Genomic DNA, 16,245 nt, shown 5'->3' with positions numbered 1-16,245 from the left:
AAGTATTTAGACGGCAATTATCTTGCTCCTTCTTTATTCATGTCTACTTTCCACTCACCATCAACCTTTACAAGGTTAAGTTGGTTTTCGCTGCCACTGGTGTTTTCACCTCCGGTAAGTTTAAACTTAACGGTAGCTTTATCTTCGTTTACTTCAGATGAGGTAATTTCTACTTTTACATCTTTATTTTTCTCTTTCATCTCCTCCATTTTGCCTTGTGCAAAACCTTCGGCCATTCCAAGCATAGCAGCCGTTTTATCGGTACTTAGTTCTTTAGCTTTACTAAATTTCCCCTGATTAGTGTACTCAATAAACTTTTTAGCAGTGTCCTCAGGACCATTGCCTGAGCATGAAGAAAGTGAAAGGGATAATACCAATGCCAGTGCGGCTAATTTTAATTGTTTCATTTGATTGTTGATTTGTTGGTTTCTGTAAAAGTACTTTTTTCTTTTATATGTAAGTTACTTTATGGCTTACTTATTTATGCGTGAACTTTAACTAATGCTGCCGCTGCTTTTGCTTTTTCCACTACTTCTTCCACTGGGGTACTGGTAGTATCATAAGTTAGGGATACACCCATTCTGCGGTACGGACGTGAGGTAGGTTTTCCAAATAGTCTGAAATCGGTTTTAGGAAGCGCAGCGATTTTTTCCACTCCTGTAAAAGTAGGATTGTCACTGTTTTCAGATGCCAGTATAACAGCACTTGCACCAGTTCTTTCTAAAGTAATTTCATGTATTGGCAGGCTTAATATCGCTCTAAGGTGTAGTTCAAACTCGTTAAAGTTTTGAGTTCCTGCAAGTGTAACCATACCTGTATCGTGTGGTCTTGGGGAAAGTTCAGAGAAGTATACTCCTTCATCCGTAAGGAAGAACTCTACGCCAAATATACCTGCTCCGCCAAGGGCTTCGGTTACTTTACGTGCCATGTCCTGAGCTTCGGCAATATCTTTATCGCTAACCCTTGCCGGCTGCCAGCTTTCCTGGTAATCACCGCGTTCCTGCCTGTGGCCTATAGGGGCACAAAACAGGGTTGGGTTGTTGTTTTGTGTTACAGTAAGCAGGGTAATTTCTGAATGGAAGTTTACAAAAGCCTCCACAATTACTTCTACTACATCACCGCGTGAACCTTCTACAGCATATTTCCATGCTTTCTCAATATCTTCCTGAGTTTTGATGGTAGACTGCCCTTTACCGGAAGACGACATTAACGGCTTAACCACACATGGCATACCTACTTCGCTTACTGCTTTTTGAAGCTCATTTGCCGATGTAGCATAACGGTAATTAGCTGTACGCAAACCAAGATCTTTTGCGGCAAGGTCGCGTATGGCTTTACGGTTCATAGTGTAGTTAGCAGCTTTAGCCGATGGTACTACAGTAATACCCTGTTTTTCGTAATCGTAAAAACGCTCGGTTCTAATGGCTTCAATTTCAGGAACTATAAAATCAGGGTTGTGTCTTGCAACGATGGCATCCAGAGCAGCACCGTCAAGCATATTAATAACCTCAAAGGCATCGGCAACCTGCATTGCCGGAGCTCCTGCATAACTGTCTACCGCAATTACGGTTTGACCTATGCGCTGTGCTGCGATTACAAACTCTTTACCTAATTCTCCCGAACCTAATAAAAGTATTTTTTTTTGCATATTTTATCTTATGGGTTTCACCTTCCTTCTTATGGAGGGGGAATGACAAATCATTTTAGTATAATCAAAAAGCCCTGCTTTGGGCAGGGCAGTATTTTGTATTAAGCAAGTGCTTCCTTAATTCTTCGTATGGCTTCAATCAGTTGATCTTCGCTTGTGGCATAAGAAAAACGGATACAGTTAGGGTTGCCAAAAGCATCTCCGGTTACAGTAGCTACGTTAGCGTGCTCCAGTAAGTACATAGAGAAATCGTCTGCATTTTTAATTTCAAAACCGTTAACTGTTTTTCCGAAATAGTCAGACACATCAGGGAAAACATAAAATGCTCCCTCAGGTACGTTAATCTTAAAGCCCGGTATCTCTTTTACAAGGTTAACTACTAAATCCCTGCGTTTGTGGAAAGCATCAACCATGTATTTAATGGCAGAAGGATCGGCTTCAACAGCTGCAATAGTAGCACGTTGTGCGATACTGTTTGCACCACTGGTTACCTGTCCCTGTATTTTTGTACATGCCTTAGCAATAAACTCTGGAGCTCCTATGTAACCAATTCTCCATCCTGTCATAGCGAATGCTTTTGCTACACCGTTAACAGTGATTGTTCTTTCCAGCATACCCGGAATAGAACCTATGCTGCAAAAAGTACCGGAGTAGTTAATGTGCTCATAAATCTCATCAGACACTACAAAAATATTAGGATGTTTCTCTAATACTTTAGCGATAGCCGTAAGCTCTTCACGATTGTAAACAGAACCACTAGGATTACAAGGTGAGCTAAACCACATCATTTTTGTTTTTGGTGTGATGGCAGCCTCAAGCTGTTCGGCAGTCATTTTAAAATCTGTTTCAACAGATGTAGGTACTTCTACCGGTACACCTCCCGAAAGTTTTACAATCTCTACATAACTTACCCAGTATGGTGCAGGCAGTATAACCTCGTCACCATCGTTAAGCATTACCTGTGCAATATTATATAGCGATTGCTTTGCACCTGTAGAAACTACTATTTGCGAAGGCTTGTATTCAAGCCCGTTGTCTCTTTTAAATTTGTTACATATAGCTTCTTTAAGCTCCACATAACCATCTACCGGAGGGTATGCGCTGTAATTTTCGTCAATGGCTTTTTTAGCCGCTTCCTTAATAAAGTCCGGAGTATTAAAATCCGGTTCGCCAAGGCTAAGGCTTATAATGTCTTTTCCCTGTGCTTTTAGCTCTCTGGCTTTTGCTGCCATAGCAAGCGTTTGTGAGGTAGACAGATTATTAATCCTGTCAGAAAGCTGATTCATCGTTCTACTGTATTTAATTGACTTGTAAAGATATTAATTTAATGCCGGTTTCATTCCCAGCTCTTTTAAATGCCTGAAATGTGCTGCAATGGCACCGCGCATGGTTTTGAACTCATGGTAAGGCAGGTTGTGCTCTTTTGCAGTTTGTTTTACAATTTTTGCGATAGCCCCATAATGGATGTGGCTTATATTCGGAAAAATATGGTGTTCTATCTGGTGGTTTAGGCCTCCCGTAAACCAGTTTACAATTTTGTTTTTAGGTGCAAAGTTTGCTGTAGTGTACAGTTGGTGTACAGCCCAGGTGTTTTCAATTTCACCGTTCTCACCCGGTATAGGGTTATCGGTTTCCTCTACTACGTGTGCCAGCTGGAAAACAACGCTTAGTATAAGTCCTGCTGTGTAGTGCATTACAAAGAAACCTATAAGTACTTTCCACCATGTGATGCCTAAAATCATTGGGATGGCAAGCCATACAATAACATAAATAAGCTTAGTTATAACCAGTACCGTCCATTGTTTTACCGGACTTTGGAATTTACCGTAAGAAAGTCCTTTTTTAATATACCTTCTCATTTGTTTTATATCGGTAGTAATAGCCCAGTTAAAGGTTAGTAAACCGTATAGGAAAATAGAGTAGTAGTGCTGGAATTTGTGGAACCTTCTCCATTTTGCGCTATGTGTAAAACGGATAATCCTTCCTGCATCAAGATCTTCGTCATGACCGTGAATGTTTGTGTAGGTGTGATGCAGTACATTATGCTGTACCTGCCAGTTGTATACATTACCTGCCAAAACATAAATGCTGCCGCCCATAAACTGGTTTAACCATGATTTTGATGAGTAGGAACCGTGGTTACCGTCGTGCATTACATTCATACCTACGCCTGCCATTCCTACTCCCATAACAACGGTAAGAAGTAGCTGTACCCATACCGACATGTTAAGTGTAAGTATTAAAAAGTAAGGCGCTAAAAACAGGGTAAACATTATAATTGTTTTTAGGTGTAGTTTCCAGTTACCTGTTTTTTTAAGGTTATTTTCCTTAAAGTATTCGTTTACACGTTTGTTTAGTGTTCTGAAAAATTTTATTGAATCGTTTTTTGAAAAAATGGGAGTATTGATATTCATTGTCTTATAGTTGAAATCCAAGGGCTTCAAAGGTAGTTATTAATGAATTGCAAAACGAAAAAAATGATGTAAAAATTAGCGTTCAAAATGCTTACTTTTGTCTAAAATTAAAATTAATGGAGGAGATTGTTAGATATTTTCCTAATCTTACCGAGAGGCAGAAGGAGCAGTTTGCACAACTTGAAGAACTTTATATTGACTGGAATTCAAAAATCAATGTGATTTCCAGAAAGGATATAGAGTCGTTATATACAAAACACGTATTGCATTCGCTTGGTATTGCAAAGGTTATGGAGTTCAAACCGGGAGCAAAGGTTATGGATGTAGGTACCGGAGGAGGTTTCCCGGGGATACCATTGGCGATACTGTTTCCTGAGACTCAGTTTTACCTTATAGATGTTATTGCCAAAAAAATAAAGGTAGTGAATGGGGTGGCAGAAGCTTTGGGGCTTACCAATGTTAAGGCAGAGCAAATGCGTGCCGAAAAGGTAGGTGAGGATTTCGATTTTATTGTAAGTCGTGCCGTGACTAATATGCCTGATTTTGTGAAATGGGTGAGAGGTAAAATTAAAAAGGACCAAAACCATGATTTGCCAAATGGTATATTATATTTAAAAGGTGGTGACCTCACTGAAGAGCTTTCTGTTTTTCAAAGAGCTACACTTTACGATCTTTCAGATTATTTTAATGATGAATTTTTCGAAACTAAAAAGGTGGTGCACCTGGCAATGAAATATAAAGTATAAAAAAAGGCTTCCGTTTCGGAAGCCTTTTTTGTTATGTCTTATCCTAGGAAAGGATATCTGTAATCTGTTGGCGGAACAAAAGTTTCCTTGATTGTTCTTGGAGAAACCCAACGTAACAGGTTTAGTACAGATCCTGCTTTGTCGTTTGTTCCCGATGCTCTCGCACCACCAAAAGGCTGCTGTCCTACAACGGCACCTGTTGGTTTATCGTTAATGTAGAAGTTACCTGCGCAGTTTTCAAGCGCTTTTGTAGCCTGCTCTATAGCGTAACGATCCTGGCTGAAAACAGCTCCCGTTAATGCGTATGGAGAAGTTTGGTCTACAAGGGTAAGTGTTTCTTCCCATTTAGCATCTTCGTATACATAGATGGTTAATACAGGGCCAAAAAGTTCAGTATGCATAGTTTCATACTGAGGGTTTGTAGTTAAAATAACTGTTGGCTCTATAAAGTAACCTACTGATTTATCATATTTACCACCGGCAATGATTTCGGCATCAGATGCATTTTTAGCAGCATCAATATAGCTTGCCAGCTTGTCAAACGATCCTTCGTGAATAACACAAGTAATAAAGTTTGAAAGATCTTCAGGAGAACCCATTTTCATTGAAGCAATATCAGCAACAAGCTTTTCTTTAACCTCCGGCCATATTGACTGAGGGATGTAAGCTCTTGAAGCAGCCGAACATTTTTGCCCCTGGAATTCAAAAGCACCTCTTGAAAGCGCTGTTGCTACCTGTGCAGGTATAGATGACGGGTGAGCGATAACAAAATCCTTACCACCTGTTTCACCTACAATTCTTGGGTAGGTTTTATAGATACCTTTACCCATATTCTGACCTATTTTTGCCCAAATACCGTTAAATACAGCTGTAGATCCTGTATAGTGTATTCCTGCAAAATCAGGGCTTTCTAAAAGAGTGTCTGTTATCATAACAGGGTCACCGTGAACCATGTTAATTACACCATCTGGTAATCCCGCAAGTTTAAATACTTCCATGATTACGTTAGCACTGTATACCTGAGCCGCACTAGGTTTCCATACCACTACATTACCCATAAGGGCAGGAGAGGCAGGAAGGTTACCTGCGATAGCTGTAAAGTTAAAAGGAGTAATTGCATAAATGAAACCTTCTAATGGGCGGTGCTCCATTCTGTTCCATATTCCGTCTGAAGATACAGGCTGTTCAGCATATATCTGAGTCATGAACTCTACGTTAAAACGAAGGAAATCAATAAACTCACAAGCAGCATCAATCTCTGCCTGGTGAACGGTTTTAGCCTGAGCTATCATGGTAGCTGCGTTTATTTTTGCACGGTATGGGCCTGCAAGTAAGTCGGCAGCTTTAAGGAATATTGAAGCTCTTTGTTCCCATGCCATTGCAGCCCATTTTGTTCTGGCAGCAAGTGCAGTATCAATAGCTTTTACCACATGTTCCTTTTCGGCTTCGTGGTAAGTACCTACCGTTTTTTTGTGGTCAAAAGGAGGGTTTATTGTTTTGGTTTTACCTGTACGGATCTCTTCCGTACCAATGTATAAAGGCACATCAACAGTACTGTTGTATAGTTCTTTAAAAGTGGCCAGAACCTGCTCTCTTTCGGGAGTTCCCGGAGCATACGATTTAACGGGTTCGTTAAAAGCCTCGGGTACATTGTATATTCCTTTTGGCATAATAATTTATAATTTAAGCAATTAAAAAATTTTTAGTAATGCAAATATACGGAAATATTCTCCTCTTTAATTGCAAAAAAATCATCAATAAATGCTTATGCCTGAAAATATACTAATTAAGAGCGAAAGGAGCGCTTAACCTGAAAGTAGGTATTATTACCCTGAAAGTTCTTGTTGAGGTAAAGTTAATCATATTAAAGTAACCTCTCATAGCTCCAAAAGGAGATGCCAGCAGGCAGCCTGAGCTGTAAGTATGCTTTTCACCCGGTTTTAGTACGGGTTTTTTGCCTATTACGCCTTCGCCGTCTACTACTTCAATATCATTTAGGGAGTCATAGATTTCCCAGTGGCGGGAATTTAGCTGTACAGAGTCTTTGCTTTGGTTTTCTATGGTTACCTCATAAGTAAAGGCAAAATGAATCTTGTAGTTCTTGAAGTAAGTGCCTTCAAAACTAGTCGAAACAGATATCTTTATGCCTCTTGTAATTTGTGTAACCATAAATTTTCACAACGTTTTCTAAACAAAAATACGAATTTAATATTGTTGTAGTTTCATTCAGGATATTAAATTAACAAAAAATATTTTTTAAGTTGTTGATTTTTAGTTGATAATATCTTCGGAGTTAGCTTGTCCAAAACCTATTACCCTATCATAACGTTCGTTGTTTTCCCTATAGTATACAATTACGTTATAATCGTTTTCTGTCTGGAAGAAATTCCCGTCGGGAGAAGCCCCTCCGTTCACTTTTCCTTTAGAGTTGGCAGGGATATACATATAGTTATTAAAGCCCTGTTTTATCATAACGGCTTTTTCATACATGCCTGTTTTTTCGTTGTACTCCATTTTATATTCATCGGTCTTGGTATAGTTATTAAACATACCACCTATGTAAATATCATCTTTCTCAAAATAGGCTGGGGCGCTCAGCTTAAAGAAAACCCATGCATAGTCGGCCTCCAGAGTTACATCGGTAACGTTTAGGTTGCTATTGTTGGTTACAAAGTTGCCGTTAATATCGGGGTAGTAAGTGTAGGGTTTACTGCCTCGGGCTTCGTTTGCATATAGTATATTGTTGTATATCTCGCCACCGGTTACCCTCAATACATTGTTTACGGCATTACGAATGTCTTTATTGTCAAAGTAAAGGTATTCGTTACCGGCCCAAAACTGGGTTTCTTTGTCGTATTTGTATATCAGGTCGTTACCTATAGTGTATTGTGGTTTTACGTTATATATGGCATTGTCAAACCTTCCGTTTTGGAAAAGTGCTACCTTAACGTTTTGCTGTGGCATCTGGAAAATAAAAGCATTGGTTTTTATGGCAAAATCCATGTTGTGTTTTTCCTGAATTTCGTTCATTCCTCTAGCTCTTTTAACCTGTAACGGGACCGATACTTTTTCTTCATATACCACAAAACGACGGGACATTACAACTTCCCTGTCCTCATTAAGTATATTAAGTATGTAGTTTCCTGTTAGCTGTATACGTGTAAATCTGTTAGGGAATGATAATACGTAATGCGAATAGATTTGCAGTGTGTTAAACGAGTTTTGATAGTTTTGTATACGCTGGTTGTCAAACCCCGAAATGTATTCATTTACTGTTAACTGTGACTTGGTCCAGTCGTAATTACAATGTGTAAGTGTGTAATAGTAATTAGCTTCGTTACCAAAAAGATCATCGAAAGCGAAAGTAAAATTTTCGCCCAGCCTGAAAAACGGATATACATTTTCCCCGTTTTGCATAAATGAGGCTGTTTTGATGTTGTAAGGAGGTGCCATTTCTTCTAATACCTGTGCATTAGCATATGATAACTGTATAAGGAAAGCGAGGCAAATAAGTCGTAAACGGGCTTTAAGCATGTCTTAATTACTATTTATAAGGGTAGTAAATATAGCAAATATATTATTTCATAGTAATGTTTATCAAAACCTGTGCCCTAAATTTATATTTAAACGCCTGTTGTGGAAAACAATACAATAAAATAAAGGCTTTTAGAGTTAGTAAACTAAACCAACTAAATATTTTAAAATGAAACACCTTCGACTATGGATGTTCCTGGTTGCTGCGCCTTTGTTAGGGACGGCTCAGGATCTTCAGGGCGACAGCCCGATTCCCCTGGATCCGGATGTAAGAACCGGGAAACTTAAAAACGGACTTACCTATTACATCAGGAAAAACAATAAGCCGGAAGATAAAGTAGACCTGAGGCTTGTAATTAATGCAGGTTCTATTTTGGAAAATGACGACCAGCAGGGACTTGCTCACTTTATGGAGCACATGTGTTTTAACGGCACAAAAAACTTTCCTAAAAACAAACTGGTAGACTATCTGCAAAGTATAGGGGTAAAGTTTGGACAGCACCTTAATGCCTATACCAGTTTTGATGAAACGGTTTATTTTCTTCCTATTCCTTCTGATGATCCCGAAAAGCTTGAAAAAGGCTTTAGTATTATAGAAGACTGGGCTTTTAATGCGGTACTGACTCCCGAAGAAATTGACAAAGAGAGAGGTGTAGTGCTGGAGGAATACCGCCTTGGACTTGGGGCCGATGACAGAATGAGGAAACAGTTTATGCCAAAAGTGATGTATCAGTCGCATTATGCTAACCGTATGCCTATTGGTAAAAAGGAGATACTGGAAAACTTTACCTACGATAAGATTACGAGTTTTTATAAAGACTGGTACAGACCGGATCTTATGGCTGTTATTGTAGTGGGAGATATCGATGTGGATGAGATGGAAAAGAAAGTAAAGAAACATTTTGCATCGTATAAAAACCCTAAAAACGAACGCCCGAGAAAAGTATTTGATGTGCCTAATCATGAAGAAACTTTTGTTTGTGTAGAGACAGATAAAGAGGCTTCGGGTTCTCAGGTACAGGTGCTTTATAAGGATTATACCGAGCCTAAAAAAATGGTAACGGTTAATGATTACAAGGAGTCTCTGGAAAGATCGTTATTTGCTACAATGCTAAATAACAGGTTAGAGGAAATTAGAAATTCACCAAATCCGCCGTTTACTTTTGGATATAGCTATCATGGAGGTGCAATGGTAAGGTCTAAAGAGGCTTATATGTCTTTTGCAATGACATCTGAAGACAAGCAACTTGATGCCTTAAAGGTGTTGGTTGAAGAAAGTGAAAGGGTGAGGAAGTACGGATTCTCTCAAAATGAGCTTGAAAGAGCAAAAACAGAACGACTTGCCTATCTTGAGAAAAGTTATAACGAAAGGGATAAAACCTATTCATCTCGTTTTGTAGGTGAATACCAGTCACATTTTTTGGAAAAGGAACCTATGCCAGGTATAGAGTGGGAATATAATGCGACTAAAGAACTGTTGGATAAGGCTTCTCTTGAAAACATTAATGCCCTGGCGGGTAAATACCTTAAAAAGGATAACAGGGTAGTGATTTTTACGGGGCCTGAAAAAGAAGGACTTAAAAAGCCTACTGAGAAAGAGATACTTTCTATAATAGATATGTCTGCCGATAACATTACTCCTTATGAAGACAAGGAGATTGCTTCAAGTCTTTTGAGAAATGAGGTGACTCCCGGGTCTGTAGTGAAAAAAGAACAGGATGATGAAGTGGGTACTACAACATTATATCTTTCTAACGGAGCTAAAGTGGTTTATAAGAAAACCGACTTTAAAAATGATGAGATTATAATGAAAGCGATAAGCTTTGGTGGGAATAACCTATATTCTAATGAAGAGTATAAAAAAATCCAGTTTGCTATGAACGGGCTTAATGAAGCTGGTTTTTCAGGTTTAAATCTCAACGATATTAATAAATTCATGACAGGTAAAATTGCGAGGGTTTCTCCTTTTGTTGGTGGTACTACAGAGCAAATGGACGGCAGTTGTACACCAAAAGACATGGAGTATATGATGCAGATGATGTATGCCTATTTTACTGATTTGAATTATGATGAAGAGGCTTTTAACAGCTATAAGCAAAAGCAGTCGGCGTTTTTTGATAACATGGCTTCACAGCCTTCTTTCTATTTCCAACAGGAGCTTTATTCTTTTTTATATAAAGATAATCCAAGGTTTAACGGTATTATTCCAACAAAAGAAACATGGGCAGAAGCCGATTATAAACTGGCTTATGATAAGTATAAAGAGCGTTTTGCAAATGCAGCCGACTTTGAGTTTTACTTCGTGGGTAACATTGATGATGCTAAAATGGAAGAATATGCAGCTAAATATATAGCATCGCTACCGGCTGTTAAAGGTGAGAAAGAAAAAATGACCGATTTAGGTTTTAGGCTTTTAAGCGGAGAGCATAAAAAAGTGGTTAACAAAGGCACAGATCCTAAGAGTACTGTTAGGATTATGTTTTATGGAGAACCAACAAAGTATGATGCAAACGAAGCGCTTGCCATGAGAGCTTTGGGCGAAGTACTAACTATTAAACTTTTAGAAGAACTAAGGGAAAATGAAAGCGGAGTATATGGAGTTAATGCCAGTGGTAGTATAGGTAAGGTTCCTTATGCCTGGTATAGTTTTAATATAGGTTTCCCTTGTGGTCCTGAAAATGCTGAAAAGCTAACAGAGTCAGCGCTTAGGGAGCTTGACAAGATTATAGCAAACGGACCTGAAGAGAAAGACCTTAATAAGTTTAAGGAAGGTGAGCTTCTGGATTATAAAAAGAAAATAAAAGAGAACAGTTACTGGATGAGTTACTTTAACTGGTGTTTCAATACCGGAGATGACCTTAGTGATATATTTAAGGTTGAAAGTAAAGTAAATGCTCTTACAACTAAAGATTTACAGGCTGTTGCTAAAAAATATCTTACTAAAGATAAGGTAGTGGCAATGCTTATGCCGGAAGAAGCAAATTAATCTTTATAACAAACAGGGATAATTTCTCCCTTGGCAAGACAAAATCGCTCCACATCAGCTGGGGCGATTTTTTTTGTGTAATCTTCCTCAACAACACGGAAACCAATACTTCGCAATTTGTCAAAATAATCACGACCGTATACCCTTACGTGGTCATATTGGCCAAATATTCTGGCACGTTCTTTTGGGTCGGTAATAGAATCGTCCTCAAAAGTAGTTTCGCGGTTCAAATCCTGCGGAATCTGGAAAATACCCATGCCTCCCGGCTTCATTATGCGGTACAGCTCCTGCATGGCTTTGGTATCATCCGGGATGTGTTCCAAAACGTGGTTACACAATATGAAATCGTAGCTGTTATCCTTAAATGGGAGGTTACATATATCTGCCTTAACATCTGCAAGGGGAGAGTTAAGGTCGGTAGTCGTGTAATCTAAATTTTTCTGGTTCCTAAAGCGTTTGTAAAAAGCCTGTTCAGGAGCAAAGTGAAGTACTTTTTTGTGACCTGTAAAAAAATCAGTCTCGTTTTTAAGGTATAACCATAGCAGGCGGTGCCTTTCCAGGGAAAGGGTGCCGGGTGCCAATACATTATTACGCTGATGCCCGTAACCGTACGGCAAAAAGCTTTTAAAGCTTTTGCCGTCTATCGGGTCGGTATATGTATTACCTTTTAAGGCTAGTGCAACTACAGGTCTAACCACATAGCTTAACCTAATAAGCAATGGCCGTGGTATGGTATTGAGAACTAATTTAAACAGTTTTTTCATTACAGCACTAAAGGTACAGTCCTAAACTCATCTTCTTCGTTAGACTCAATTCCTAAAGCTTTGTATACATAAGCAAAAGTAGAAAGCAGTTCTGGTTTGCCGTCTACAAGGGCTACATCGTGCTCAAAGTGAGCGCTTGGCTTTTTATCGGCAGTTACAATTGTCCAGCCGTCTTTAAGTTGCTTTACATTTTTGGTGCCCATGTTAATCATAGGTTCAATGGCAACCACCATACCTTCAATGAACTTTTTACCACGACCGCGTTTACCGTAGTTAGGCATGTTTGGATCTTCGTGCATTTTTTTTCCAAGTCCATGACCTACAAGATCTCTAACTACGCCATAGCCGTGACCTTCGGTATATTGTTGTATGGCATGACCCACGTCTTCCACGCGGTTCCCCATTTTAAATTCTCTTATACCTATGTAAAGTGATTCTTTAGTAACTTTTAATAGCTTGCGGGTTTCTTCGGCAACATTACCTATTTCAAATGTATAGGCATGGTCTCCGTAAAACTCGTTTTTAAGAGCGCCACAATCAACAGATACGATGTCGCCATCCTCAATAGGTCTGTTAGTAGGTAATCCGTGTACAACCTGTTCGTTAACGCTGGTTAAAAGGGTTGACGGACAGTTGTAAAGTCCTTTAAATCCCGGTACGGCACCGTGGTCACGAATAAACTCTTCGGCAAGCCTGTCAAGGTGAAGGGTGGTTACACCCTCTTTTATTTCAGAGGCGATCATACCTAGTGTTTTAGAAACAATCAGGGCACTTTCGCGCATCAGTTCTATTTCTTCTCTGGTCTTTTGGATAATCATATGCTAAAATTTTTCCGCCACAAAAGTACAACTTTCTAACGGATTATTTTTAATGCCCTTTAAAGCATGAGTTTTATCATGTTTTGTAAATTTATGTGACGATAACTTTGCAGTAAAATTTTTAGGTATGGGAAAATATGTAACTGCCGAAGAGGCGGTAAAAGCAGTACAGTCGGGTAACAGGGTGTATGTGCAGGCTGCGGCTGCCACGCCGGGAGTGTTAACCAAAGTACTTGCCGAAAGGGCAGGTGAACTTCGTGATGTAGAGGTGTGCCATCTGCATACTGAAGGCGATGCACCTTATGCAAACCCCGAACTGAGTGATAGTTTTTTTGTCAATTCTTTTTTTATAGGAAAAAATGTAAGGCATACCATTGCTGCCGGAAACGGATCGTACACTCCGGTATTTTTGAGTGAGCTGCCAAGGCTTTTCAGAAAGCAGGTATTATCGCTTGATGTGGTGTTTATCCATGTAACACCTCCCGACAGTCACGGATACTGTTCGCTGGGTGTTTCGGTAGAGGGTACTGTGGCAGCTATAGAAAATGCTAAAACGGTTATTGCACAGGTTAACCCTAATATGCCACGTACATTTGGTGACGGATTGATTCATATTTCAGAAATTGATTATATGGTTGAGGTTGATGTACCTTTATTTGGACATGAACCTGCGCCAATCAGTGAGCAGGAAGATAAGATAGGTGAATATGTAGCATCACTTATTGAGGACAGGAGTACCCTGCAAATGGGTATAGGCTCCATTCCTAATGCCGCCCTTAAAAAACTGGTAAACCATAAAGATTTAGGATTGCATACCGAAATGTTTTCAGACGGGGTTATCGATCTTATAGAGAGTAATGTAATAAACAGTAATTATAAGGGAGTAGCAAAAGGCAGGGCGTTGGCTACTTTCCTGATAGGGTCTAAAAGGCTGTATGATTTTGTTGATGATAACCTTTTTATCGAAATGAGGGAGTCTTCTTTTGTGAATGATACATCGATAATACGAAGAAACCCAAAAATGATTGCCATTAACTCTGCTATTGAGGTAGATGTTACCGGGCAGGTAAGTGCCGACTCTATCGGATACCGCATGTATTCGGGTGTTGGCGGGCAAATGGATTTTATCCGCGGAGCGTCGTTAAGTGACGGGGGTAAGGCTATTATAGCGTTACCGTCTGTTACCAAAAACGGAGACAGTAAAATTGTACCGTTCCTAAAACAGGGAGGTGGTGTGGTAACTACCCGTTCTCACGTGCAGTATGTGGTAACCGAATACGGTATAGCCGACCTGTATGGTAAAAACCTGAAACAAAGAGTTAAGGAACTGGTTAAAATTGCTCACCCGGATCATAGGGAATCTGTTGAAAGAGGCTACTACGAAGCATTCAAACGAATGTAGTGCATTGATAATTTTGAAAAAGAAACCCTGCCAATTGGCAGGGTTTTGTGTTGTTAGGATACTAATGAATGTTGTGTCATAGCTTCCGGTTGTGGTATACCCATCAACTCGCAAATGGTTGGGGCAATGTCTCCCAGTATACCGTCTTTTACGTGTTTAAGGTCTTTGTCTACTAAAATAATAGGCACCGGGTTAGTGGTGTGTGCCGTGTTAGGGCTACCGTCAGGGTTTACCATGGTGTCACAGTTGCCGTGATCGGCAATTACTATAGTAGTATAATCATTTTCTAAAGCTGTTTCAATAACCTGTTTTACGCAGGCATCTACTGCTTCACATGCTTTAATAGCAGCTTCCATAACGCCCGTATGTCCTACCATGTCTCCGTTAGCGAAGTTAAGGCAAACAAAGTCCACCTCTTTTTTCTTCAGTTCCGGTACAAGGGCATTGGTAAGATCGTAAGCACTCATTTCCGGTTGTAGGTCATAAGTCGCAACTTTAGGTGAAGCGCAAAGTATTCTTGATTCTCCTTCAAAAGGCTCTTCACGGCCGCCCGAGAAGAAGAAGGTTACGTGCGGATACTTTTCGGTCTCAGCAATACGTATTTGTTTTTTACCATTTTTGGCAACTACCTCACCAAGCGTTTCGGTTAGGTTGTCTTTATCATAAATTACATGAACATTTTTGTAATTGTCATCATAGTTGGTCATGGTAACATAATACAGGTTCATTTTGTGCATGTTCTGTTCGTGGAAATCGGTTTGGGTAAGTGCTTCAGTAAGCTGTCTTCCCCTGTCTGTCCTGAAGTTAAAGAAGATAACTACATCATTGTCTTCAATAATAGCAATAGGGTTAGTTCCGTCTTCAGTAATCACAATGGGTTTGATAAACTCATCTGTAACACCTTCGTTATAACTTTGCTGTATGCTTTGTTCTGCATTGGTGCTAGGTATACCTAAACCGTGTACTAACAGGTCGTAAGCAAGTTTTACCCTTTCCCAACGCTTATCGCGGTCCATGGCATAGTAACGCCCTACTATTGAAGCCAGTTGGGTAGGGGTGTCTTTAATATATTGTTCAATATCGGTAACAAAACCAAGCCCTGATTTAGGATCAACATCACGTCCGTCTGTAAAAGCATGGATGTAAGAGTGATTAACTCCCGCTTTCTGAGCAGCATCAACCAGTCCTTTAAGGTGATCAATGTGTGAGTGTACACCACCGTTAGAAAGCAGGCCTACAAAATGTACTTTTTTATTGTTTTGTTTAGCGTAGTTAAACGCATCAACAAGAGGTTTTTCGGTATTAAGTGTTTTGTTTTGTACAGCCAGGTTAATTTTTGCCAGGTCCTGATATACAATACGGCCGGCACCTAGGTTCATGTGTCCTACCTCACTGTTACCCATTTGTCCTTCCGGTAAACCTACGTTAAGTCCGTCGGTACGAAGGCTTGCATTTGGGTATTTAGTATAAAGGCTGTCTATAAAAGGAGTGTTTGCATTGTCTATTGCAGATACTTTTGGGTCTGGTGATTTACCCCAACCGTCAAGTATCATGAGGATTACTTTTTTATTCATGACTTATTATAATTTCTGCGGATTAAATTAAATTTCGTTAAAAGTACTATTTTCCATTAAAATGTGTTTGGATAGGGGTGTATATAAATGTTAAATTTGAGTATATTTTCATAAAATTTGAATTATTCTGGCTTTTGGTAAGGTCTTTGTATAATATTAGGCAAATCGCAATAATTAACTTTTTATTATTAAAAATATAATAGATTTGCTGTTAAAACGTTATTGTGTGTGAAGGAAGTAGTGATATTTTTGCTCGCTACGTATGAAAATGTTAAATAACTGATTTTAACACTGTTGGTGTTTTTTGTTTAGAAAACTTTAATTTATTTTAGCCAACCTGTTAGAAACACAAAACTATT

The 16,245-nt window shown here is 39.3% G+C and carries 13 protein-coding genes; 3 read left to right on the top strand and 10 right to left on the bottom strand.

The annotated features are described in order from the left end of the window. Positions 1-17: 17 nt before the first annotated feature. From Q763_RS13065 to Q763_RS13050, 4 genes are all read right to left on the bottom strand, one after another. On the bottom strand, positions 18-407 hold the full coding sequence (locus tag Q763_RS13065) for a DUF4878 domain-containing protein (RefSeq protein WP_035135040.1): 390 nt from the start codon (positions 405-407) through the stop codon (positions 18-20). 74 nt (positions 408-481) lie between these two features. Continuing rightward, positions 482-1,648: a formate-dependent phosphoribosylglycinamide formyltransferase gene (gene purT / locus Q763_RS13060; protein ID WP_035135038.1), complete on the bottom strand. Its 1,167-nt coding sequence runs from the start codon at positions 1,646-1,648 to the stop codon at positions 482-484. A 101-nt stretch (positions 1,649-1,749) separates the two neighbouring features. Next, entirely contained in the window at positions 1,750-2,934 is a 1,185-nt protein-coding gene (locus tag Q763_RS13055; protein WP_035135035.1) for a pyridoxal phosphate-dependent aminotransferase, read from the bottom strand. 33 nt (positions 2,935-2,967) lie between these two features. Then, the gene (locus Q763_RS13050) at positions 2,968-4,062 is read right to left on the bottom strand and encodes a fatty acid desaturase family protein (protein ID WP_035135033.1); all 1,095 of its coding nucleotides are present in this window, start codon (positions 4,060-4,062) and stop codon (positions 2,968-2,970) included. Between the two features lie 116 nt (positions 4,063-4,178). Here Q763_RS13050 and rsmG point away from each other — a divergent pair, with 116 nt between their 5' ends. Next, positions 4,179-4,808: a 16S rRNA (guanine(527)-N(7))-methyltransferase RsmG gene (gene rsmG, locus Q763_RS13045; RefSeq protein ID WP_035135031.1), complete on the top strand. Its 630-nt coding sequence runs from the start codon at positions 4,179-4,181 to the stop codon at positions 4,806-4,808. A gap of 38 nt (positions 4,809-4,846) precedes the next feature. Here rsmG and pruA read toward each other — a convergent pair whose 3' ends face one another. From pruA to Q763_RS13030, 3 genes are all read right to left on the bottom strand, one after another. Next, positions 4,847-6,478, bottom strand: a complete 1,632-nt coding sequence (gene pruA / locus Q763_RS13040; protein ID WP_035135029.1) for an L-glutamate gamma-semialdehyde dehydrogenase — start codon at positions 6,476-6,478, stop codon at positions 4,847-4,849. Positions 6,479-6,590: 112 nt separating this feature from the next. Further along, complete coding sequence (gene apaG, locus Q763_RS13035; protein WP_035135027.1) at positions 6,591-6,977, bottom strand: Co2+/Mg2+ efflux protein ApaG; 387 nt, start codon at positions 6,975-6,977, stop codon at positions 6,591-6,593. Between the two features lie 102 nt (positions 6,978-7,079). Further along, complete coding sequence (locus tag Q763_RS13030; RefSeq protein ID WP_035135025.1) at positions 7,080-8,342, bottom strand: type IX secretion system plug protein; 1,263 nt, start codon at positions 8,340-8,342, stop codon at positions 7,080-7,082. A gap of 169 nt (positions 8,343-8,511) precedes the next feature. On the opposite strand from Q763_RS13030, the gene Q763_RS13025 reads away from it, so the two are divergent. Beyond that, positions 8,512-11,328, top strand: a complete 2,817-nt coding sequence (locus Q763_RS13025; RefSeq protein ID WP_035135023.1) for a M16 family metallopeptidase — start codon at positions 8,512-8,514, stop codon at positions 11,326-11,328. Here Q763_RS13025 and Q763_RS13020 read toward each other — a convergent pair. Both Q763_RS13020 and map read right to left on the bottom strand, forming a co-directional pair. Further along, on the bottom strand, positions 11,325-12,092 hold the full coding sequence (locus Q763_RS13020; RefSeq protein ID WP_035135022.1) for a class I SAM-dependent methyltransferase: 768 nt from the start codon (positions 12,090-12,092) through the stop codon (positions 11,325-11,327). The two genes, Q763_RS13025 and Q763_RS13020, sit on opposite strands and share 4 nt — an antisense overlap. Then, complete coding sequence (map, locus tag Q763_RS13015) at positions 12,092-12,910, bottom strand: type I methionyl aminopeptidase (RefSeq protein WP_035135021.1); 819 nt, start codon at positions 12,908-12,910, stop codon at positions 12,092-12,094. Before map ends, Q763_RS13020 begins: the two co-directional genes overlap by 1 nt. 127 nt (positions 12,911-13,037) lie before the next feature. On the opposite strand from map, the gene Q763_RS13010 reads away from it, so the two are divergent. Further along, complete coding sequence (locus tag Q763_RS13010; RefSeq protein WP_035135020.1) at positions 13,038-14,312, top strand: acetyl-CoA hydrolase/transferase family protein; 1,275 nt, start codon at positions 13,038-13,040, stop codon at positions 14,310-14,312. A 53-nt stretch (positions 14,313-14,365) separates the two neighbouring features. Here the strand turns inward: Q763_RS13010 and gpmI are convergent, their stop codons facing one another. Then, a complete protein-coding gene (gene gpmI, locus Q763_RS13005; protein ID WP_035135019.1) occupies positions 14,366-15,886 on the bottom strand; it encodes a 2,3-bisphosphoglycerate-independent phosphoglycerate mutase in 1,521 nt (506 codons plus the stop codon). Between the last annotated feature and the right edge of the window lie 359 nt (positions 15,887-16,245).

The sequence above is a fragment of the Flavobacterium beibuense F44-8 genome (genome assembly GCF_000769915.1).
Lineage (GTDB): Bacteria > Bacteroidota > Bacteroidia > Flavobacteriales > Flavobacteriaceae > Flavobacterium > Flavobacterium beibuense.
The sequence above is the reverse complement of the archived record's forward strand: the minus strand, read 5'-3'. Positions and strand labels throughout refer to the sequence as shown.